Genomic DNA, 22,089 nt, shown 5'->3' with positions numbered 1-22,089 from the left:
CATCAAGGAGACTCTTCTCGCTGTTGACTTGTGGTTAATCATGGTAAAATGACGTACGTATAATTCCATATTATTCTGTAATTCACTTTAAAGGGGGAAATTCTTTGAACGCAATTAGCAAAAAGGTATACGCTCTCACGCTTACCATGGCTATGTCTATTGCTCTGATTCAACCAGCCGTACAGGCGGCAGAAGCCGTAAAACCTACAGCTGCTGTCTCGGAAGCCATTGCTTCCAAGGCGACACAGACACTACAGCAACTGGGATACATAGATGAAATCACTGAATTAACGACTCCGATCACTCGTGCGGAGGCAGCGATCATTCTGCAACGTGTACTTCAATTGGATACGCCTGCGTCACTTACAGGTTTTGCAGATGTCTTGCCCGAGAACGAAGCTGCGCCTGCCATCTACGCCCTGAAGCAAGGTGGACTCATCCAAGGGAAGGCCAAAGGCTATGCTCCGGATGCTCCCCTTACACGTGCACAGATGGCATCGTTGTTCACGCGTGCATTCGAACTGAAGGATAATGGAATCCAGGTAGTATATAGTGATGCCGATCAGATTCCAGCTGTGCATGCAAATGACGCTGCACGGGTTAAACAGCATTTTATTATCGAAGGTAGCGCATTTAATGCCAAACAATCGGTGACTCATGGCGAGTTCGCAGATGCGCTGTATCTCGCACTCGGGCTGGATGTGAAGTCAGAGGGCCTTACACCGCTGGAGGACTTCTTCAAACAGCCTGCTCAGGCAGGGTTCCAGATGTCTCCAGACGGTAAACACCTCGCTTACCTGGAGCCGTGGAATAACCGCATGAATATCGTAGTTACCGCAAACGGTCAGGATAAACCTGTACGTATTACGAATGAAACAGAACGCAATATCGCAGGATTTGCGTGGGCAACCAATGACAAGCTGCTTTATGTACAAGATAAGGCAGGCGATGAGAATTACCATTTATATGTCACGGATATCGATGGTAAAAACAGCAAGGATCTGACGCCGTATCCTAATACAAGAGCCATCCTGGTAGACCCGCTTGAGAATATTCCGGATGAAATTCTGGTAGGCATGAATAAGCGTGATCCGCGCATCTTTGATGTGTACCGTATTAACATCAAGACGGGTGAGGCCGTGCTTGCGGCAGAGAACCCAGGCAATATTACGGGCTGGCTAACAGACCATGAGGGGGAAATCCGTGTGGCTGTGTCCAGTGATGGTAATGTGTCTTCGTTACTATATCGGGAGTCAGAGGATCAGAAGTTCGAGCCACTACTGACGACGGAACTCGGGGAAACTTTTGTTCCAGTCATGTTCACGTACGACAACAAAAACATCTGTGCGGTCTCCAACTTGGAGCGGGACAAGACTGCTATTGTTGAATACAGTCCAAGCAGCAAGAAGGTAACCAAAACGATCTATGAAAATAAAGATGTGGATGTTAGCAGCTTCATCCCTTCCAAAGCTAAGGGGACCATTCTTGCTGCTGTATATGAGACAGATAAAGTGAACTATGAATTCTTTGATCAAGAGTTCAAAACGTTAATGCAGGATATCAAAGCGAAAGTGCCAGGCAAGGAAGTTAGTATCAGTAGCATAAGCGAGGAAGGCCAGGTACTGTTTGTTGCCTATAACGACAAAACGATGGGCACGTATTATTTCTACGATTCCAAAACAGGCAAACTCGATAAACTGGCTGACGCCGCACCTTGGATTAATGAGAGACAAATGTCGGATATGAAGCCCATTACGTATGAGTCACGCGATGGTCTAACTCTTCATGGTTATCTGACACTGCCTCAAGGAGCGGAAGCTTCCAACTTGCCGCTGGTTGTTGTTCCACATGGTGGCCCTTGGGCTCGTGATTCATGGGGCTTCAATCCTGAGATTCAATTCCTTGCAAGCCGGGGTTATGCGGTTCTACAGGTGAACTTCCGTGGTTCCACGGGGTACGGGAAGAAATTCCTGGATGCAGGCAATAAAGAGTGGGGCAAGGCCATGCAGGATGATCTCACAGACGGCGTGAACTGGCTGGTTGAAGAGGGAACGGTTGATCCGAAGCGCGTAGCGATCTATGGTGGATCCTACGGCGGATATGCTGCTCTAGCGGGACTGGCATTCACACCGGATGTCTATGCTGCAGGAATTAGCTATGTGGGTCCTTCCAATATCTTCACCCTTCTGGACTCACTGCCACCTTACTGGGAGTCGGAGCGCAGTATGTTCTATGAACGTGTAGGAGATCCCGAGAAAGATAAAGAATTGTTAACGGCGATTTCACCACTATTCCACATCGATGAGATGAAGACTCCATTATTCGTGGTTCAGGGCGCTAATGATCCACGTGTCAAACAAGCCGAGTCTGATCAGATCGTCGAAGCATTACGCAAACGCGGAGTCGATGTACCGTATATGTTAAAGACCAATGAAGGTCATGGCTTCGCGAACGTCGAGAATCAGCTTGATCTGTACCGTGCGATTGAGAAATTCCTGAATCGCCATCTGATGCAGCCATAGTCCGTTAGACATGAGGGCTGTCCCGCAGGTTATCCCGAACCTGCGGGCAGCTTTATTGTATCGGATCAGAGGTAAAATGAACCAGACAACCATATTATTAAATTGACATATGGGCTTCTTTTGTTTTAAAATGACCAGCGAGTCATTAATGTTCTATTCGCGTTAATATATATGTACCAACCAACTGTAAGATACTGAATTTGAGATCTGATCGGGAGGTAACATGTGATGCAAAAACAAATGAAATGGCCGTTGATCCTGTTTGCCATAGGGGTATTTATGGCGGCGCTGGATAACGGGATCATCACTTCTTCACTAACCACCTTAAACGCATCGTTTGGTGTATCGCCAACATGGGGGGCGTGGACAATTACACTCTACACGCTTGGGCTTGCAGTGAGTGTTCCTATTGCAGGCAAGCTGTCGGACCGTTATGGTCGAAAGAAACTATTTCTGATTGAAGTGGCGTTGTTCGGGATTGGGTCGCTGCTGGTCGCGCTAAGCACATCGTTTACCTTCTTCCTGATTGCTCGTGTCATTCAAGCTTTGGGCGGTGGGGGGATATTTATCATTGCCAGCTCTTACGTATTAAGCAAGTTCCCTGCGGAGCGTCAAGGTACAGCTCTGGGTCTGCTCGGAGGTATGAATGGTATTGCTGCCATTCTGGGTCCCAATATCGGTGCGTTTATACTGGATATTACGGGTAACTGGCATTGGTTATTCCTGATTAACGTACCTATCGCCATTCTGCTATTCATTGCAGGTATTCGATTTATCCATGAAGAGCAGGAACTCAATCGTGCAGCAGTAGACTGGAGCGGCATTTCCGTCCTGACGTTAGGTGTACTTAGTCTGATGTACAGCTTTAGCAACCTGGACGGTGTAAACATGCTTCAAAGTCTGGGATCACCGATGTTCTATGGCTTCTTCTTGGCAGGAGTGGTCATTCTGGTGCTCTTTTACTTCATGGAAAAAAGACTGGAAGGATCTGAACGTGAACCTGTTGTATCGACACAACTTCTGGGCATCGCGTCCTTTCGCTGGACGCTGCTGATTGCCTTTTTCTCCGGAGCTATTCTGGCCTCGGTGATCTTTATTCCAGGTTTTGTTGAACAATATCTCGGTGTATCCAATACAGCTTCCGGTTACTGGTTTACTCCGCTCGCGCTGGCATCCGGAATCGGGGCGGGTGGTGGGGGCTACCTCGTTGACCGCAAAGGACCGATCTGGACGTTATCCGTTGCAGGCCTGTTATCTGCTATTGGATTCCTGCTGTTCCCGCTATGGGTGGAGCATATCTGGCAATTTGTCATCGCGAGTACGCTTGTAGGTATCGGCTTCGGCATGATGCTTGGTGCGCCAGTTAACGTACTTGTCACAGAACAGGCGGGGGAGAACAACAAAGGCATCGCGGTAGCGACCAGCTCGTTATTCCGCCAGATGGCTATGGCTATTGCACCTACCATTTTTGCCGGATTCCTGGCACGTTCTTTCACTAATCTGGGGTCCAACATTCAGGCAGGATTTGCTGATAAAGGAATTCAGGTGCCGCCTGAAATGCTGCAACAATATGCGTCGGGCGGAGCATCCGGGAGCGATGTATCTAGTCTGACAGAGGGCCTGTCCCAGATCCCTGATGAAGGTATCCGTGATGTATTGCTCCAGGCAGTGCATCAAACGACAGGTCAGGGTTACAATGGACTTTTCTGGTCTGCGGTCATATTTAGTGTACTTACGCTGGTAGCAGCGCTTATAACGGGACGTCTGCGTCATAAAGAGAAGAGCCATCATGTGGAAAGTGTGTCCACAAATTGATTGGATAACGTGTGTAAAGGAAGAGAACAGTGTACCTTTTGTAATCCAAAAAGGAGTCACTGTTCTTTTCACTTTAACCGGATTGTAACTTTTCATCTTCCCGCAATGATTACAATAGAACGAGCGTAAGCGGTGTCTTGATTCCAGAGAGAGAAAACTTCAAAGAACACCGAGTCACAAGGCATCCCAGACGTTTAATTGGTATTATATAAGTTGAACGAATCGTTACACTTCATCACTGCGAGTTCAGAATAACCTTCCGATCGCTGTTATCCCCAGATTTTTTTGATTTCCTTTCCAAAGGTAAAAATCCGGTGATAAAGGCGAAGCGTATGCTTTCGATGCAGCTTTCTTTCAGAAAGCTTTTAGCTACGCTTCTTCAGGTTTTTTCTGACCTCTCCGTTATTAGTGTAAATATTAGATGAAACTTATATAGCCAGGCAGTATCATTTCGATAGTGAAGAAGGAATTAATGGATGAAGAGCAGAACTAAAGATAAGAAGAAGAAAAGAAGAAAAGGCCTATATATAACGCTTGTTTCCCTTGTCGTTTTGTTAATTGGTGGTTATTTGTTCCGTCAACAGCTGGCTGTAGCGGCATTTGATCTGTTTCTCGCCGGTTCGGTAGAAGATCAGTTATCCCGCTCTTATGTACCGCAAGAAGGCAACAATACGCCTGATCCAACGGTATACCGTAAGGAACCTTTCTCCGTATTACTGCTGGGTTCGGACAAACGTGCCTATGAAAAGACGCGTGGACGTTCGGATACCGTCATCTATGCTGTAGTACGTCCCAAGGAATCCCGTGTGCTTCTGGTATCCATTCCACGTGATACGTATGTGCAGATTGTAGGACGGGATGCAAACAAGGACGGCGAAGATGATTATGATAAGCTGGCGCATGCCTATGCTTTCGGTGGGGAGAACATGTCCATCAATACGGTGGAGAAATTTCTTGATGCCGATGTAGGATACTATGCAACGATCAACTTCGACGGGATCAAAAAAGTGGTTGATGCGCTTGGTGGTGTGAAACTTCCTATTGATGAGGACATTGTGAACAAGAACCCGGATCATGTGCAATTCACGATTGAAGGTGGTAAGCCGATCTATGACGGGCAGGAAGCACTGTATTATGTAAGATATCGTGAAGATAGCGATTTTAATCGTACCAAGCGGCAGCAAATTTTCCTGAACGCGATGGCGAATGAGATGCTGAATTTGAATCAAATCGCCAAAATTCCGGAATTGATTCAGATCATGGGAGACAGCTTCCAGACGGATATGCGAGCTTCTTTCATTATTGATCTGGCTAAACAGGTGCTTACTCAGGAGAAACCGCAGATTTCAAGCTTCACCATTCTGGGTGAGGGGATGAAAAAAGACGGTATCTATTATGGCCAGGCTGACGAGAAAGATGTCCAATATGCCAAAGAGCTGATTAACAACTGGATGGATCAATCGACCCCAGCCGGTGAAGTAATGATCCCTGACCGGCAAATGATTGAATAACCAACTCCATACCGATGATGTGTTGAAGACCACAATCAGCAGTACGTTTATTCGCGGGCTGCTGTTTTTTTTCTTTGTAGTGAGAACTATGAGCCTTTTGGAACATCCTGCGTTCTGATCCGTATAATATAAGTTGAGAGAGATAAGTTGAACGAAGAAATTCACAAGGAGGATGCGTAAGGGTATGAATATTGCATTTTTTTTGCTACCCAAACAAGAGGTTACGTGCGTGACGTCGGATTCTACGCTGCGGCAAACGTTGGAACGGATGGAATATCATCGTTTTACGGCGGTGCCCATTTTGAATAAAGAAGGCAAATATATTGGTACGGTTACCGAAGGCGACTTACTGTGGTATATGAAGAATGCCGAGGGAAAGATTTCATTTGAAAACGCTTCAAAGTTCTTGCTCAAAGACGTTCCACTCCGCTTGGATATTAAGCCTGTATCCATTGACGCCAACATGGAAGACCTGATTAATCTGGCTAAAGTTCAGAACTTTGTTCCTGTGGTCGATGATATGGAGCGGTTCATTGGTATTGTCAGACGGAGTCAGATTATTGAGTACTGCGAGGGCATTGTAGCCAAAGAATCGATCAAGGTCAAGTAAAGCTGTAACGAATATAAACATTATTGTGTGATTAGGGATAATCACAGCCGTCCGGTATCATGTTAAACTTAAGAAGTCCTGAATCAAGGGCGCATTCGAAGTTTTTTTACAAATATATATGTGGATTGGATGTACGGAGGACTCCGCATAAGTACCTGACATCAGTTTCGGAGAACTTCTCCGCTTTTTGGGGTAATTTTGCGGGCCCTCTTTTTATGCTATAATGGAGAATAAAGCTTTTTCGGGGGAGAGTGACTTTCGCCAATATGCCTAAAGAACTGGATGTAGCCAAACGCGCTAAAGTGATTGAATGGCTGAAAACCGAAGTGCTTGATCAGGTATCCCGATTGTTCAAAGCGTTATGGGAAGGCAGTACAACTCGAATCGGGGACAGTCTTGCCAGTTTGATTATGAGTAGTTACATATTGGGCCGCAGGCTCGGTATTCCTTTCAAGGATCTGGATGCACTGCTTGTTGAGAAGTTGAAAAAGCATAAACAGGAAGGTCACCAGCTTGAAGACTGGTACCAGGATATTTCCGCGCTAGAAGATCATATGCGTAAGAGGTGAATTTGTTGAAATTTAGCTTTAAATCAGCTGTTTGGAGCGCAGTCTATCTGCTCTTGCTACTTTCGCTGTTAACTCCTTTATCGGTACTTGCCATATTTTTCATGATGATTCCGGGGGTTATTTTGTATGCTTCATTATCTTTAAAATCATTTATATGGCATCTCGTACCAGTGGCCGTTATTTTGGTCATATTCCATCCTATTTATCTGTTACTATTGCTCATCTTTACCCTGCCTGCGATGGTTATGGGTCACGCGTATAAAAAACGGAAATCTGCCCTGTTCACGCTTATGGCGGGAAGTGGCGCGATGCTGGCAGAATACTTGTTGTTGCTCTTGGTCGGCAGTGTCATTTTCCAATTCGACCTGTCCAGCTATATTGAAGATGTGGTCAGACTGACCATTGAACCGTTAACGAATACATCCAACCAGATGATCAACGGGTTCGCATGGACGCCTGAGATGACAAAGGATGTTGCCAAACAAACGCAGCTTATGATTCCCTTTGCACTGGTTGTGACATCGATGGTAATGGCCTTCATCACACACGTCATTGCTCGTCCGATCCTGAATGTTATGGGAGTTGCTGTATCAAAGCTTCCACCAGCGAGAGAATGGCGTATGCCTCGTGCACTGATCTGGTATTATTTTCTCGCACTGTTGATTGAGGTCATCTCCAGACAGAGTGATGGAACATACTGGACCATGATTGCCATGAATCTATCGCCTTTAATTAATCTGGGCTTCATGATTCAAGCGATCGGTTTCTTCTTCTTTCTCTCACATACAAAGAAATGGAATCCGGTTATACCGTATTTCCTGGCGGTTGCGGTCTTCTTCATTGGTCCGCTTCGGATTATCGGAATTATCGATCTGGCGTTCCCGCTTCGTGAGGCAATATCGAAATCAAAACGATAGGGTGATGAGTCATGCCTAAATTTCTGAAGAAACGCTGGCACGGCTACTATACCGTATGGGCGTTCATACTGCTGCTGTTGCTCGTTATGTTCGTTACCATCTATAACTGGGCGCTTGGTTTGATTAGTCTGATACTGGCCTCGGCGCTGGGAATCGTCATGATTAAGGCGGAGCTCGCGTTCCGCCGTGAGCTTAACGACTACATTAATGGCCTGTCCATTCGGATCAAACGGATGGAGGGGGAAGCGGTCAGCATGCTTCCATTCGGAATTGTGCTGTACAGCGAAGATCGTACGGTAGAGTGGCATAACCGCTTTGTCGCGGAGATGTTCCAGGAGAAGACATTGGTAGGCAATCCGCTACCTAATTTGTTTCCCAAACTTCCTCAACCTAAAGAGAAGAAGGATGGGACCAAGGAACATTCATCCAAGGAGTTTCATGACGAATTCCAGTTGGATGACCGTCATTATGGGGTTATTCATAATCCGCAGGAGCGGTATGTATATGTATACGAGATTACGGAGCTAGCCATTCTTCGTGATAAATATGAAAATGAACGCCTTGCATTGGGTATTCTCGTTCTGGATAATCTGGACGAGGCTGCCCAGGGCATGGACGACCAGCAGCGTACAGCGCTGATTGCCCGTGTGACTAGCGAGATTACGTCATGGGCCAAGCAGTACGAAGTGTACCTGCGCCGGCTGTCTTCGGATCGTTATCTGTTGATGCTGAATCATAAGTCTTTGCAGGAACTGGAGCAGAGCCGATTTGTCATTTTGGATGAAGTTCGGGAGATGACTGCTGACCTCAAAGTACCAATGACACTCAGTGTAGGACTGGCGTTTGGTTCGGATAGCATCAGCGAGATGGGAGAACTGGCGCAGTCCAGTCTGGACATGGCACTTGGACGCGGTGGCGACCAGGCCGCCGTGAAATCGGGGCAACGCCTGTCTTTCTATGGCGGCAAGTCCAATGCAGTTGAGAAACGGACACGGGTAAGAGCACGCGTTATTGCGCACGCGCTGCGTGATCTGATGCAGGAGAGCGATCGGGTGCTCATCATGGGGCACAAAATCCCGGATATGGACGCAATTGGTGCATCCATCGGGGTATGGAAAGCGGCGAGTCTGTACAATGTGGAAGCACGAATTGTACTGGATGGAGTTAATCCATCGATTGAACGCATGATGGAGCAAGTGAACAAGGACGAGAAGTTGTCCAAGGCATTTGTATCACCGGAACAAGCAACCCAGATGATGACAGAGCACACGCTGCTGGTTGTGGTGGATACACATAAGGCCTCCATGACAATGGAGCCGAAACTGGTGCAGTCTGCAACCCGTGTTGTAGTTGTGGATCACCATCGTCGGGGTGAGGAGTTCATCAATGATGCTGTGTTGATCTATCTGGAGCCTTATGCGTCCTCAGCTGCGGAACTGGTAACGGAGCTCTTGCAATACATTCATGACAAGGTACAATTCACTCCGCTCGAAGCTACGGCTCTACTTGCCGGGATTACGATGGATACGAAGCACTTTGCATTGCACACCGGGTCCAGAACGTTCGAAGCGGCAGGCTTCCTGCGTCGTAGCGGTGCGGACACCATTATGGTCCAGCGGTTGATGAAAGAGGATCTGTCAGAATATATTGCTAAGGCAGAAATCATAAAGCATGCTAAAATGGTATATGGAAACATTGCGTTGGCGGTCACGGACCCTGGCAGCAAGATTTCACAGATGATGATCGCCCAGGTGGCGGACACATTGCTGAACATGACCGACGTGGTCGCTTCATTTGTAATTAGTGAGCGTCCGGATGGACTGATTGGCATCAGCGCGAGATCGCTGGGGCGCATGAATGTTCAGGTTGTCATGGAACGGTTGGGCGGTGGCGGACATTTGACGAATGCTGCTGTGCAGCTTGAAGGAACGCTTGGAGAGGCAGAAAAACGGCTGACGAACGTACTGGCTGAAATCGAAAAGGAAGAGGGGCTGTTCGAATGAAAGTCATTTTTATAAAAGATATGAAGGGTCAAGGCAAGAAAGGGCAAGTGAAAGAAGTATCTGAGGGATACGCACAGAACTTCCTACTGCCACGGGGAATCGCACGTCTGGCAACGGACGGCAACATGAAGACACTGGACAACCAGAAGGCGGCTGAAGAAAGACTCAAACAGGAAGAGAAAGCGGAAGCAGAAGCACTCGCGAAAAAGCTGGAAGCAGAAGTGACTGAACTGAAAGCCAAGTCCGGCGAAGGCGGTCGTCTGTTCGGCGCCATTACCAGCAAACAGATCGCAGAAGCTTTGTCTAAAAAAGGTCTGAAAGTAGACAAACGCAAAATTGAGCTGGACGAGCCTATTCGTACACTCGGCGTAACACAAGTAACTGTCAAGGTTCACCCTGAAGTGAAGGCAACCTTGAAGGTACAGGTAACGGAAGAGTAAGATGGGCGGCGAAATGTTATTCGACCGGATTCCCCCGCAGAACCTGGAAGCCGAACAGGCCGTGCTGGGTGCAATCCTGTTGCAGGGCGAGGCTCTGATTACAGCGATGGAACGGGTGCAAACCGAGGATTTCTATGATAAGCCCCATCAATTAATCTTTGAAGCGATGATCCAGCTTGGCGAGGGAAATCAACCGATTGACCTCGTGACACTGACTTCGCTTCTGAAGGATAAAGGTGAGCTGGAGGACATCGGCGGCGTTAGTTATCTGGCTAAGTTAGCCCATGGTGTACCTACAGCCGCGAACGTAGACTATTACGCTCAGATTATCGAAGAGAAATCGATGCTGCGTCGCCTGATTCGTACGGCAACACAGATCGTAAGCGAAGGATATACAGGCGGCGAAGATGTTGCAGCCATGCTCGGAGAAGCTGAGCGTCGTATTCTGGAGATTTCCAACCGCCGCTCTAGTAGTGGTTTTATAGCTATTCAGGACGTACTGATGGAAGTATTCGATCGAGTGGAAACCCTACATCAGAATAAGGGTACAACGACAGGTATTCCGTCCGGGTTCATCGATCTGGACAAAATGACTGCCGGATTCCAGCGCAGTGACTTGATCATTGTAGCGGCCCGTCCTTCCGTAGGTAAGACGGCCTTCGCCCTGAATATCGCTCAGAACGTTGCCATTCGGGCACAGGAGACGGTAGCCATCTTCAGTCTGGAGATGTCAGCCGCCCAGTTGGTACAACGTATGATCTGTGCGGAAGCCAACCTGGATGCCAGCGTGATGCGTATGGGTGACTTCAAGGGTGATGAAGACTGGCAGAAGCTGACGATGGGTATTGCAGCGTTGTCAGAAGCCAACATCTTCATTGATGACACGCCAGGGATTACCGTAGCCGATATTCGTGCGAAGTGCCGTCGTCTGAAGAAAGAGAAAGGCCTTGGCATGATCCTGATCGACTATCTTCAACTGATTAGTGGACGTGGTAAAGCAGGGGAGAACCGTCAACAAGAGGTATCCGAGATTTCACGTACACTGAAACAGATTGGCCGGGAACTGGAAGTTCCGGTTATTGCCTTGTCCCAGCTGAGCCGGGGTGTAGAGCAACGTCAGGATAAACGTCCGATGATGAGTGACTTGCGGGAATCGGGTTCGATCGAGCAAGATGCCGACATCGTAGCGTTCCTGTACCGGGATGACTACTATAACCAGGAGACCGAGAAGAAAAATATTATCGAGATCATTATCGCCAAACAGCGTAATGGTCCGGTAGGTACGGTAGAACTGGTCTTCCTGAAAAACTTTAATAAATTCGTCAATTACGAGAGGGCGCACAATGACGCCTTCGCGATGTAACGGGCAGGTGCTGACAGCTTCGATCAGGAAGCAAATCCGTCTGTCCCGAAGATCAACCATTAGAGCGACTGAACTCAAACATATGTTATAAATACCAGATATAGATTCACATTAAAATGGTTATCCTTGAACCGGTGATAGCAGTCAAGCAAGCTTGGACTGAAGTCTCCGGTTTTTTGTGTCGAAATAATGGGTAAATCCCGAACATTACGGTTGTACTATATCTAATTGTTCGCCATTTGATTTGACTTTGAAAAAGGGTACTGGTACACTAATACTGCTGCGTTAAAGCAGCGCAAACCTTCCCTTGAATGTAACGGAAGGAGATTTTTACTGTCCGTTAGCACGCTTCTCAGTCGGTTTATTGCGTAACATGCCTGCCGGGATAGAGGACGGACAGACCAATACAAAGGTGCGCAAGGCACCCACGGAGGAATGTTAACTATGTCAACGGTAGTTGTAGTGGGAACGCAATGGGGAGACGAAGGAAAAGGTAAAATCACGGATTATTTGGCGGAGAGCGCTGATGTGGTGGCTCGTTATCAAGGTGGTAACAATGCGGGTCATACGATTCTGATTGATAACAAAAAATATAAACTGACGATGATTCCATCAGGGATTTTCTACACGGATAAAGCGTGTGTCATTGGTAACGGAATGGTTATCAACCCGAAGGCACTCATCGAAGAAATTAACTATATTCATGACAATGATTTTACAACGAAGAACCTGTCCATCAGTGAGCGCGCACATATCATTTTGCCATATCACATGGTACTGGATGCACTCGAAGAAGAGAGCAAAGGCCCGAACAAAATCGGTACGACTGGTAAGGGTATTGGCCCATGTTACATGGACAAATCAGCTCGTATTGGTATTCGGATGGTTGACCTGCTGGATGCTGAAGAGTTCGAACTGAAATTGCGTCATCTGGTCAAAGAAAAGAATCGCGTCATTGAGCAAGTCTACGGCGGCCAGCCTGTTGATGTTGAAGAGATTCTGCAAGATTACCTCGGATATGCTGAAATTCTGCGTCCTTACGTACGTGATACATCCGTTGTTCTGAACGAATATATTGATGAGGACAAAAAAGTATTGTTTGAAGGCGCACAAGGCGTTATGTTGGACCTTGATCAAGGAACTTATCCATTTGTTACATCATCCAATCCGTCGGCAGGTGGCGTATGTATCGGTTCTGGCGTAGGCCCGGCTCGTATTCAGCAAGTCATTGGGGTAGCAAAAGCTTACACAACCCGTGTAGGAGATGGCCCATTCCCTACTGAATTGCATGATGCAATCGGCGACCAAATTCGTGAGACTGGACATGAGTACGGTACTGTAACGGGACGTCCACGTCGTGTGGGTTGGTTCGACAGTGTTGTTGTTCGCCACGCGCGTCGTGTCAGTGGAATCACAGGTCTGTCCCTGAACTCTCTGGACGTAATGACAGGTCTGGAAACTGTAAAAATCTGCACGGGATACAAATTCCGCGGCGAGGTCATCACACACTATCCGGCAAGCCTCAAAATGCTGGCAGAATGTGAAGCGGTATACGAAGAGATGCCAGGCTGGAGCGAAGATATCACTGGAGCGAAGAAACTCGAAGACCTGCCAGTGAACACACAGAATTATGTAAAACGTGTTTCCGAACTGACAGGCATTCCAATTGCCATCTTCTCCGTTGGTCGTAACCGTGAGCAAACGAATCAAGTTCTTCCAATCTACGAGTAATCGAAGAAATAGAGAGATTGTTTCTTGTATTATAAAATAGGTTCGTCTGCCAATTCAGGCAGGTAAAGCCTCCAGTTGTTGCTTATATAGCGATGACTGGAGGTTTTTTGTATGTTTTTCGGATATAATCCCGAGATTTCCGTCAATACTGGTTAACAGTAGAGTCACAGACCCTGACATGCGCATGCTAAACGGGTGGGATAATCGGAGGGAGAGAACGGAATGAAGTTGCTTGTGTGGTTTGTTAAAATCGTGCTAACTGTGTTGCTGGTCAGTTCACTGACACTGCTCACGACCGGATTAATTGTACAGTCATATGCGAAGTCGCTACTCGAGAGTTTCAATATTCAGTGGGAAGGTCAACCCATGGGGTTAACCGCCATGTTCCAAGGTGCCTTGGGCGGTAAAACCAGCGAGGGGAACAAATCAGGAAATGGGACGACAGATCAGCCGACAGGAGCGGACGAAGAGCAGGTTCCGGAAGATGCTGTTTCAGTTATGGGGAATGGGACGGAGAGCGGTCAATCTGGCGTAGATGCAGGCAACAATGCGTCCCAAGGGAGCGGCTCAAACGAGGGCACAGGGGAAGGTTCAGGGGGGACAGATACGACCGTAGGATCAAACTCAGGCACAAGTGCAGGCAATGGGACGGATACGGGCACGGGTAATGACTCAGGAACAGTTCAGGGTAGTGGTTCAGCTTCAGGAAATGGAACCGGAGCGGCCAGCGGCGGTGCTTCTTCAGGCAATGATGCCATTGTCGTATCGCCGGATGACATTACAGGAGCGAAGGACAAGCTGCCAGCAGAGGAGAAAGAAAAAATCTTCAGCCTGCTCATGAACAAGCTGCCACAGAAAGAAATGCAACAGATCTCAGGCGCCATGGAAGGTGGCCTAACGGAGCAGGAATTACGTGAGATTGAACAGGTGATCTCGAAGTACCTGACCAGTGAAGAGTACGACAACCTGATGGAAGTACTGCAAACAGAATAGGATGATAGGCAGAGAAGACAGGCGTGCTCATAGACGAGTATCGCCTGATTCATAATGTAATGGACTTGTCGATGGCGATTGAATATAATCTATTTAAATAAATACTGGTAATTATATAAACAAAGTATTAGGTGCTGAAGTAGTTAAGTTTTTGGAGCAAGAATGCGTACGTTTATTTCATTAGCCTATTCGGGAGGGAACATTGTATGAAATATAAAGCTAAAGAACACGACATATAAAAACGGTTTTGCAACATTGCAGAAATCTCCAGTCCAATTCGTGGACCTCCGTTCATAGGGTGCATTCAAGAGAAACGATGTACTTGTGTTAATGAATAAACTAATTGGAGGTTTTATCGAACATGAACTTATATCATGCTAATTTAGAACTGTCAGTAAAAAAGTTTACCGAGGCGACGAATGAGCGATACGAGCAAGGGCTGCAAGAGGCGGATCAGCCGTTTAGTGGCTGGGATTTTAGTTATGTAACAGGGAGTGGGCGACTCCAGAGCGGAATGTTGCCTTGGTCATATGGAACGATGGCGCGCCGATTGTTGAATCAGACTGAACGAATGCTCGACATGGGGACTGGTGGAGGAGAAATGCTGTCCAGACTCCTTCCGCTTCCTCCATACACATGTGCGACTGAAGGCTATGTCCCTAATATAACGATTGCAGAGGAACGTTTACAGCCGTTAGGTGTAAAGGTGCTTCCGGTGACTGACGATTCGCAACTTCCGTTCGCAGACGGGGAATTCGATCTGATTCTTAATCGGCATGAGTCGTATGATGAGCAGGAAGTTAGGCGGATTCTATCGGTAGGGGGACTGTTTCTAACTCAACAGGTAGGTTGGTCAGATTGCAGGGAGATCAATGATCGGCTCGGCATTCCTATGCCAGCGGATTACGCTGGATGGGAGCTGGATCGTGCTGTGCTTCAGCTGGAACAGTGTGGATTCCGTATAATAGAGCAACGTGAAGCAACCCCCGCGCAGCGTTTCTATGATATAGGCGCATTGGTCTATTATCTGAAGACCATCCCGTGGCAAGTACCTGATTTCAAGGTAGAACAGTTCCGTGAGCAATTAATGGATATTCATATGGAGATGGAGCAAAATGGATTCTGGGAAGTACAGCAGAAGCGATTTGTAATTCTTGCAGCCAAAGAATAGAGACATGAAAGTTAATTTCTATTGTGGCATGGGTTGAAATCCAGTTTAAGATAAAACACAAACAAGTTGTTTACGTAATCCCTTATCAGAGTTGATCTGGTGAGGGATTTTATTAGTATTTTTATGAAAAACAAAGCATATTTCACTGGGTCTTAGAACCTAGTCTTAAATTGAGAGTAAAAGTACATAGTACAGCCGATGTTGAGGCATAATGGGTGATGGACCAGCCGTACTATCTTATGGATAATTCAGGGAAACCAAGCGGGGCGTGGCTTTGTGGTGTGACGTGTAAAGTTGAAATGAGTGTAAAACCTGTGTTAAAGTATACGGGTGTGATAAAAGGTTAAAATTTTGACACTTTTACGAGCGCAGCTAAAGTCCTGATTTTGCGGACACCCAATACAAGTATCAACGAGCATGGGACAGACACGATGGGTGATGTCTTGACAGAAATGCGAACTGAGAAGTGCTGAAAAGGAGAGAATCATGAAAGGTTTCAGAGGCATACGCCAACCGGGCAAAGACCGGGTACACGAACAATCCGGGGAACACCGGACGGCCGAAGACAAAAACAACATGAGCATGTCCACCTTCAGTGTGAATAAGAAGCGCGTTCTGGCCTCGCGCAAATGGATCATTACAGCAGCATGCGGTGTGTTCATCGCAGCATCGATCGGATTCGCAGGCAAACAATATGTTACTGCAAACACCGTCCCGTACTATAAAGTAATGGTTAAAGGTAGCGAGATTGGTACCATTGCAGATGAAGCACAACTACAACAACTGTTTACAGACAAAACTGAGGAATATCAACATAAATATCCGGATGCAGAGATGGTACTGAACACGGATGGCATCACGACCGAAACGGTAAAAGCATACAAGCCTGAAGTAAACAGTGATGAAACGCTGGATAAACTGGGCGACATGCTGACAGCTTACGCCAAGAGTGTGGAGCTTAAGGTAGACGGTGAAGTCATTGGCATTGTGAAGGATCAGGCAACAGCGGATGCAATCCTGGAACAAGTGCAAAGCAAATACATATCGGCATCGGCTGTGCGAAGTTCGCTGAAGACGAAGTCGGTATCGGCTAATTCCTCGAAGAAAGACGAGGGACCAAGCACAACCCTGAAGTCGGTAGGCATCAAGGAAGATGTGACGACGGATGTGGTGAAGGCTGATCCGAACAAAATATGGGATGTGTCCGAGGCGGTTAAAGCATTAACCGTTGGTAAAGACGCGCCTGTAACTTATGTGGTTCGTGAAGGAGATACGATCTCTTCGATCGCTGCCAAGTATGAAATTACACAAAGTGAGATTCGCAAAAATAATCCGGGCATCAAGGAAACGTCACTCCAAATTGGAGATGAACTGACCCTGACCGTGCCTAAGCCAGCTGTTACCGTTAAATCGGTTGAACAAGTGGTTGAACAGATTGAGATTAAACCGCAAGTGGAAGTTCGCAAAAGTGCTGAACTGAAAGCAGGAACAACGAAAGTCGTGCGTCCTGGACAAAGCGGATTGAAAAGTATGCAATACCGTATAACAAAAGAAAATGGTGAAGTTGTTCAGGAGGAATGGCTTGGCCAGGAAGTGATCAAAGCCGCCGTAACTGAAGTCGTTCTAAGTGGAACAAAAGTCGTTGGTGAGGGCACGGGAGAATTTGCTTGGCCTGTATCGAATGCAACGATGAGTAGCAGCTTCGGACAGCGTTGGGGTCGTCAACATAAAGGAGTCGATCTGGTAGGTAACCGGGATGTGAAGTCAGCCGACGAAGGCGTGGTTACTTTTGCTGGGCAGAAGAGTGGTTATGGTAATGTCATCATTATTAACCATCGTAATGGATACGAAACATTGTATGGTCATCTGGATAGTATCGGTGTGAAGGTTGGACAAGTGGTTGAAAAAGGGGAGAGCATCGGCGTTATGGGTAACACAGGACGCTCGACCGGGACACATCTGCACTTCGAGATCCTGAAGAACGGCACAGCGGAGAATCCGATGACGTATTTGAACTAATATAAGCTAAAGTGAGAACAAGGTTGGCTATGATGCCGGCCTTGTTTTTTGCTGCTGTAAAAAATTTTCAGATGAAAGACCTTTCAAGCCTCTGAACGGGATGTGACGGTGCTTCAGGTATGTTAAACTATAGACTATAGACAACAAGCCATATAAGGTGAATTAATCATTTACACGATAACGGAGAGGACAGAAAAAACCTGAAAAAGCGAAGCGCTCGCCTAAAAGCTTTCTGAAAGAAAGCTGCATCGGAAGCATACGCTATCCCCGGATTTTCCCTTGAGAAAAGGGAATCGAAAAAATCTGGGGGTAACAGCGATTGGAAGGTTGTTCTGTAATCGTAGTGTTAGTGTAAATAATCTTTAATTCAACTTATATAGAGGAACCAATCAACTAGGCTTTGGTACGAGCTAAACATAGAAGAGATATAGACGCTAATGCGGATTAAGCAGGATATAGGGGTGAATTCAGCCGATGCAGGGGAAGATTTTGGTGGTGGACGATGAACAGCCCATCGCGGACATTCTGAAGTTTAATTTGGAAAAAGAGGGGTACGAGGTCATCTGTGCATTTGATGGCATTCGTGCAGTTGAATTGGCGTTATCCGAGAAACCGGATCTGATGCTGCTGGATCTGATGCTCCCGGGCAAGGACGGTATGGATGTCTGTCGTGAGGTGCGCGCTCATCTGGAGATGCCGATCATCATGCTAACCGCCAAAGATGGCGAGATCGACAAGGTGCTTGGGCTGGAACTGGGTGCGGATGATTATGTGACGAAGCCATTCAGTACGCGTGAACTGCTTGCACGGGTGAAGGCACAGATGCGAAGACGGCAAAAACTTGCAATTACGGCAGAAGCGCCGGAAGACGAGGAGAAGCAGGTCATGCGACTGTTTGATCTGGCTTTTGATATGGACATGTATACGGCTTACAAAGGCGGAGAACCCCTCGATCTGACCCACCGTGAATATGAACTTCTCTATTATATGGCGAAGCATTCCGGCAAGGTTATGACACGGGAACATCTACTGCAAGCGGTATGGGGATATGAATATTTCGGCGATGTACGTACCGTGGATGTCACGATCCGTCGTCTGCGTGAGAAGATTGAGGAGAATCCGAGCAAACCGGAAACGATTCTGACACGCCGCGGGCTCGGTTATCTCGTACGCAGCGCCAAAAGCGTGGGGATATAATGGGCCGATTCGCGCGATTCTCGTTCTTCCGAACGATTCAGGCGAAATTGATTATTATCTATGTACTGCTGATTCTGATTGCGATGCAATTGATCGGTGTTTATTTTGTGAGCGCGATGAAGAACTCGCTGACGAGCAACTTTACGGAAGACTTGCAGGCGCGTGCGGAGATGCTGTCGGTTCTCGTGGGGGAGACGATGGCGGGTGGAGAAGCAGAGGCAGGCGAGGACAAAACGGAAAATCTGCGTGTGCTGGTGAACAATCTGTTCAACATTAACGGTGCGGAGATTCAGGTGCTGGATGCCAGCGGCAAGGTACTCACGACCTCGCTAAGTTCACATTCGGACTATGTGGGGCGCAAAAACACCCAGACCGTCGTCAGCCGTGCGCTGCAAGGCATTCGGGACAATGAGGAATATATTGTGGACGAGGATAATGTTCGCAAAAAAGTCGTCGCCAAGCCGGTGCTGTCCGGCGGCAAAATCATTGGCGCGGTCTACATCGCGGCATCCATGAACGAGTTGTATTCCACGATGGAGGGAATCAACAAAATCTTTATCTCCGGTATTCTGATTGCCTTGGTGTTAACGGCGGTGCTTGGTGTGATTCTGTCGCATACGATCACACAGCCGATTAAGGAAGTGACGCGGAGAGCGACAGCGGTCGCAGAGGGTAACTTTGATCAGCAGACACCCGTGTTCGGCACGGATGAGATTGGTCAGCTCAGTCGGGCTTTTAACTATATGACCAGCAGGCTTCGTGATGCACTCTCGCAGAATGAAGAGGAGAAGGAGAAGCTGACCTCCATTCTAACCAATATGAGTGATGGTGTGGTAGCCACGGATGAGTACGGTAAAGTCATTCTGGTAAACCGCCGTGCCAGCAGCATCCTGGGCATGCGTCCTGCGGATATCGAAGGAAGACATTTTGCCATATTGCTCGGCATTGATCCGGAGGATGCGGAAGCTCTCGCGAGTGGTTTCACAGGTTCAACGCTGCTGCAGATCGCACCCGCGGGACAAGAAGAGCCTGTGGTCATTCGGATAACGTTCACACCGGTTCATCGTCGTGAGTTGGGTATCACGGGAACCATTGCCGTACTTCAGGATGTCACTGAGCAGGAAGAGCTTGAAGCATCGCGCCGTGAATTCGTGGCCAATGTATCCCATGAGCTGCGGACACCACTGACCACGATCAAGAGCTACGCTGAAGCACTGGACGACGGTGCGCTGGAAGATCCGCAGCTTGCCGGTCGTTTCGTTGGTGTTATTCAGAACGAGACGGAGCGAATGATCAGGCTGGTTACGGATCTGCTGCATCTGTCCCGGCTTGATTCCAAGGAGGCTTTGCTGCGCAAGCAGCCAACCGATATTCTGGAAATGCTGGAGGAAGTAACGGATCGATTCTCGTTTCAGATGCATCAGAAGGATATTCAGCCTGTGCTGTCCGTGGAAAATGATATTCCGGCTGTTCCACTGGATCGTGACCAGATCGATCAGGTGCTGGATAATGTCGTGTCCAATGCGCTGAAATATACATTGGAAGGCGGCACCATTACCATTGCGGCCAGACGCAGTAATGAGCATGCACTTGCCATCTCGGTATCGGATACCGGAATGGGTATCCCACAGCGCGATCTGGATCGCATTTTTGAGCGATTTTATCGGGTGGACAAGGCTCGTTCCCGCAGTATGGGAGGCACAGGGCTGGGACTGTCCATTGCCCGGGAAATTGTGAAGGCGCATGATGGCAGTATCTCTCTGGAGTCCGAGGTGGACGTGGGCACGACAGTAACGTTTACGCTGCCGATGCGTGAGGAAGGGGGTGAGCACCGTGAAGGAACGGATTAAATCCCTGGTGCTTGCTACCCTTGTCGCCGCCAGTCTGGTGCAGAGTTATTTCCTGATCTACCGTTTACCTGGAGGCGGGGATTCCATCGTGACATCAGAGACGAACTATGTGAAGACGGAAAATATGGGTCAGGAACGTAATATTGAAGAATTAATTTTCCCCGATCAGATGATTATTCATATGGGCGAGGATAAACATACGGTGTTTTACCCTGGCAATACGTTCTATCAGTTGATCTATTCACGGTTACAGGGGCGGGCGTTCGATGATTTTCAGCGCCGCAGTGTGCAATCGGTGAACTGGGATCAGATTCGCAAGGAGAACCCTGGGTTTGAGTTATCGTTCAAAGAAGGTATTCCCGTAGGATTGTTACAGCGGGTGATGAGGCTCGGGACGGATTCTTTATTCCAAGGGGAGACGATTAACCGAATCTCGATCTATACAGCCAAAAATGAAACGAAGGCCCATGCGCTGTTCTTCAGCGCCAAGGGAGACGTGGTATACGAAGCAACTCAGGCGGACTTGACGGTGCAGGATGTGCAACAACATGTCGACTTCGGAACGAACTGGACGCCATATACCTTGATGGACGGCGGGTATTATATTCCGGCGGAAGCATTGGAGACAATTGAGGCAGATGTGCCGACAGGTCAGTTCACGGTTGAGCAGATGCAGCGCAGTCTGTTCTTCGATCCAAGCATGACCCGGAACATACGGGAAAAAGACGGATCGGAGATCTACACGGACAGTAAACGTAGTCTGCAGGTAAAACAGGAACAGCGCTGGATCAGTTACACCGATCCGGCGGCACCGCCTGCAGGACAGATTGATCCTGCGAAGGATGCGCTGTCTGCGGTTGATTTTGTGAATCAGCATGGTGGCTGGAAAGGCCGATCACGCATGATGCTGGAGACCGCCGACAGCAAGACACGGCTTGAATTCCAGCAGTACTACGGTAGCTACCCGATTATGGATTCCATGCAGTTCCGCTTCGGCACGATCAGCATGGAGATGCAGCAGGAGACGGTATCCAGCTACGAACGATCGCTGGAATACCTGAACGAAGGCGCAGAGACGAAGAAAACGGTAAAGTTGCCTGGCGGAGACAAGCTCAAGGCTCTTATTAAAAAGGTAGCTGGTGAGAATCGCCAGGTCGTGGACGTATACCCGGCTTATCGTCCCTCCACGATTGAGGACGGACTGAAGCTGATCCCGGTATGGGTGATCCGTTTCGGAAACGGGGAGGAAACCACCGTTTCTTGATGGGTTATAGTCTTTGAACCAAAGAGTAGCTGTACTTTATCACTACGCGTGCAGAATAACCTTCCGATCGCTGTTACCCCCAGATTTCTTGAATTCCCTTTTAACACGGGAGAA

At 47.8% G+C, this 22,089-nt stretch carries 16 protein-coding genes; all 16 read left to right on the top strand.

Annotated features, from left to right (window positions below; all coding sequences use genetic code 11):
• Positions 1-104 precede the first annotated feature (104 nt).
• On the top strand, positions 105-2,522 hold the full coding sequence (locus tag AC1S8V_RS30350) for a S9 family peptidase (protein ID WP_482071964.1): 2,418 nt from the start codon (positions 105-107) through the stop codon (positions 2,520-2,522).
• A 228-nt stretch (positions 2,523-2,750) separates the two neighbouring features.
• Positions 2,751-4,337, top strand: coding sequence for an MFS transporter (locus tag AC1S8V_RS30345; protein ID WP_482071963.1), 1,587 nt, complete (start codon positions 2,751-2,753; stop codon positions 4,335-4,337).
• 476 nt (positions 4,338-4,813) lie between these two features.
• The gene (locus AC1S8V_RS30340; protein WP_215077178.1) at positions 4,814-5,848 is read left to right on the top strand and encodes an LCP family protein; all 1,035 of its coding nucleotides are present in this window, start codon (positions 4,814-4,816) and stop codon (positions 5,846-5,848) included.
• 184 nt (positions 5,849-6,032) lie between these two features.
• A complete protein-coding gene (locus AC1S8V_RS30335; RefSeq protein ID WP_482071962.1) occupies positions 6,033-6,458 on the top strand; it encodes a CBS domain-containing protein in 426 nt (141 codons plus the stop codon).
• A gap of 266 nt (positions 6,459-6,724) precedes the next feature.
• Positions 6,725-7,027 carry a MazG-like family protein gene (locus AC1S8V_RS30330; RefSeq protein ID WP_017691445.1) on the top strand — a complete coding sequence of 101 codons (303 nt, stop codon included), beginning with the start codon at positions 6,725-6,727 and terminating at the stop codon, positions 7,025-7,027.
• 5 nt (positions 7,028-7,032) lie between these two features.
• Positions 7,033-7,944: a DUF2232 domain-containing protein gene (locus AC1S8V_RS30325; RefSeq protein ID WP_482071961.1), complete on the top strand. Its 912-nt coding sequence runs from the start codon at positions 7,033-7,035 to the stop codon at positions 7,942-7,944.
• A gap of 11 nt (positions 7,945-7,955) precedes the next feature.
• The gene (locus AC1S8V_RS30320) at positions 7,956-9,947 is read left to right on the top strand and encodes a DHH family phosphoesterase (RefSeq protein ID WP_482071960.1); all 1,992 of its coding nucleotides are present in this window, start codon (positions 7,956-7,958) and stop codon (positions 9,945-9,947) included.
• Complete coding sequence (gene rplI / locus AC1S8V_RS30315; protein ID WP_036611925.1) at positions 9,944-10,387, top strand: 50S ribosomal protein L9; 444 nt, start codon at positions 9,944-9,946, stop codon at positions 10,385-10,387. Before AC1S8V_RS30320 ends, rplI begins: the two co-directional genes overlap by 4 nt.
• Position 10,388: 1 nt before the next feature.
• On the top strand, positions 10,389-11,750 hold the full coding sequence (gene dnaB, locus AC1S8V_RS30310) for a replicative DNA helicase (RefSeq protein ID WP_036611922.1): 1,362 nt from the start codon (positions 10,389-10,391) through the stop codon (positions 11,748-11,750).
• A 444-nt stretch (positions 11,751-12,194) separates the two neighbouring features.
• Complete coding sequence (locus tag AC1S8V_RS30305; RefSeq protein ID WP_482071959.1) at positions 12,195-13,481, top strand: adenylosuccinate synthase; 1,287 nt, start codon at positions 12,195-12,197, stop codon at positions 13,479-13,481.
• A gap of 222 nt (positions 13,482-13,703) precedes the next feature.
• Positions 13,704-14,474 carry a hypothetical protein gene (locus tag AC1S8V_RS30300; protein ID WP_482071958.1) on the top strand — a complete coding sequence of 257 codons (771 nt, stop codon included), beginning with the start codon at positions 13,704-13,706 and terminating at the stop codon, positions 14,472-14,474.
• Between the two features lie 361 nt (positions 14,475-14,835).
• Positions 14,836-15,645 carry a class I SAM-dependent methyltransferase gene (locus tag AC1S8V_RS30295; RefSeq protein WP_482071957.1) on the top strand — a complete coding sequence of 270 codons (810 nt, stop codon included), beginning with the start codon at positions 14,836-14,838 and terminating at the stop codon, positions 15,643-15,645.
• 486 nt (positions 15,646-16,131) lie between these two features.
• Positions 16,132-17,664 carry a peptidoglycan DD-metalloendopeptidase family protein gene (locus AC1S8V_RS30290; protein WP_482071956.1) on the top strand — a complete coding sequence of 511 codons (1,533 nt, stop codon included), beginning with the start codon at positions 16,132-16,134 and terminating at the stop codon, positions 17,662-17,664.
• Between the two features lie 474 nt (positions 17,665-18,138).
• Complete coding sequence (yycF, locus tag AC1S8V_RS30285) at positions 18,139-18,861, top strand: response regulator YycF (RefSeq protein ID WP_074092884.1); 723 nt, start codon at positions 18,139-18,141, stop codon at positions 18,859-18,861.
• A complete protein-coding gene (gene walK / locus AC1S8V_RS30280; RefSeq protein ID WP_482071955.1) occupies positions 18,861-20,711 on the top strand; it encodes a cell wall metabolism sensor histidine kinase WalK in 1,851 nt (616 codons plus the stop codon). Before yycF ends, walK begins: the two co-directional genes overlap by 1 nt.
• The gene (locus AC1S8V_RS30275) at positions 20,695-21,975 is read left to right on the top strand and encodes a YycH family regulatory protein (protein ID WP_482071954.1); all 1,281 of its coding nucleotides are present in this window, start codon (positions 20,695-20,697) and stop codon (positions 21,973-21,975) included. Before walK ends, AC1S8V_RS30275 begins: the two co-directional genes overlap by 17 nt.
• Positions 21,976-22,089 lie beyond the last annotated feature (114 nt).

The organism is Paenibacillus sp. B46(2026) (assembly GCF_056786355.1).
This window is presented reverse-complemented; position numbering and strand designations above follow the sequence as displayed.

Excerpts from the sequence above, each read along its gene's own strand:
- dnaB (WP_036611922.1), top strand. The coding sequence starts at position 10,389 with ATGGGCGGCGAAATGTTATTCGACCGGATTCCCCCGCAGAACCTGGAA.
- AC1S8V_RS30290 (WP_482071956.1), top strand. The coding sequence starts at position 16,132 with ATGAAAGGTTTCAGAGGCATACGCCAACCGGGCAAAGACCGGGTACAC.
- AC1S8V_RS30305 (WP_482071959.1), top strand. The coding sequence starts at position 12,195 with ATGTCAACGGTAGTTGTAGTGGGAACGCAATGGGGAGACGAAGGAAAA.
- rplI (WP_036611925.1), top strand. The coding sequence starts at position 9,944 with ATGAAAGTCATTTTTATAAAAGATATGAAGGGTCAAGGCAAGAAAGGG.
- yycF (WP_074092884.1), top strand. The coding sequence starts at position 18,139 with ATGCAGGGGAAGATTTTGGTGGTGGACGATGAACAGCCCATCGCGGAC.
- AC1S8V_RS30340 (WP_215077178.1), top strand. The coding sequence starts at position 4,814 with ATGAAGAGCAGAACTAAAGATAAGAAGAAGAAAAGAAGAAAAGGCCTA.
- AC1S8V_RS30300 (WP_482071958.1), top strand. The coding sequence starts at position 13,704 with ATGAAGTTGCTTGTGTGGTTTGTTAAAATCGTGCTAACTGTGTTGCTG.
- AC1S8V_RS30335 (WP_482071962.1), top strand. The coding sequence starts at position 6,033 with ATGAATATTGCATTTTTTTTGCTACCCAAACAAGAGGTTACGTGCGTG.
- walK (WP_482071955.1), top strand. The coding sequence starts at position 18,861 with ATGGGCCGATTCGCGCGATTCTCGTTCTTCCGAACGATTCAGGCGAAA.
- AC1S8V_RS30320 (WP_482071960.1), top strand. The coding sequence starts at position 7,956 with ATGCCTAAATTTCTGAAGAAACGCTGGCACGGCTACTATACCGTATGG.
- AC1S8V_RS30295 (WP_482071957.1), top strand. The coding sequence starts at position 14,836 with ATGAACTTATATCATGCTAATTTAGAACTGTCAGTAAAAAAGTTTACC.
- AC1S8V_RS30345 (WP_482071963.1), top strand. The coding sequence starts at position 2,751 with ATGCAAAAACAAATGAAATGGCCGTTGATCCTGTTTGCCATAGGGGTA.
- AC1S8V_RS30330 (WP_017691445.1), top strand. The coding sequence starts at position 6,725 with ATGCCTAAAGAACTGGATGTAGCCAAACGCGCTAAAGTGATTGAATGG.